Source organism: Vibrio sp. Vb1980 (genome assembly GCF_033338615.1).
In the GTDB taxonomy this organism is placed as follows: Bacteria; Pseudomonadota; Gammaproteobacteria; order Enterobacterales; family Vibrionaceae; genus Vibrio; species Vibrio alginolyticus.
Window position 1 is genome coordinate 1 of the sequence record NZ_JAWOSZ010000141.1, and the last position, 562, is coordinate 562.

1 protein-coding gene is annotated in these 562 nt (G+C 41.6%); it reads left to right on the forward strand.

The window, feature by feature from the left end:
* The first annotated feature begins 43 nt into the window (after positions 1-43).
* Positions 44-454 carry a prepilin-type N-terminal cleavage/methylation domain-containing protein gene (locus tag R7F64_RS24195; RefSeq protein ID WP_318072190.1) on the forward strand — a complete coding sequence of 137 codons (411 nt, stop codon included), beginning with the start codon at positions 44-46 and terminating at the stop codon, positions 452-454.
* The last annotated feature ends 108 nt before the right edge of the window (positions 455-562 follow it).

Sequence of the window (562 nt, forward strand, 5' to 3'; positions counted from 1 at the left end):
GTTGATCCGATTATTAATTTCCGCTGGAAAAAGGGCTCTTGGAATGATCTCTAAACAAAAAGGTTTTAACCTTCTTGAGGTTCTAATTTCTTTTTTGCTTATCGGTGTCGGGGCTCTAGGTTTAACAAAGCTAAACGTGTATCTCGAACAAGAATCCGACTATGCGATAGAAAGTATTGAAGTGTTGCGTCTTGCTGAAAATAAATTGGAATGGTTCCGTACGCGTGGAGCATCGGATGCGCTTTCGACGATCTCTACGGCTAGCTTTGCCTCTATTGCAACAGGATCTTCCGCTACTGGTGCGTATACAGTGGAGTGGGTTGTGCCGTCGGCTACTGTGTCTGGATCTCTTAAAACCATTACTATTACGACCAGTTGGAAAGATAGAGTGGGACAAACGCAATCAGTTCAGTTGAAAACTATGATTTCACAGTACAGTGAATTCGAAAACTAAGTTCAATTGCATACATGGCTTGAGACAAAGTCGTGGATAATTTCTTTTTGATACCGGGTTTGTCTCAGTTAATGAATGGTTTTCGAACTGTTAATGCGGTTGATGTGC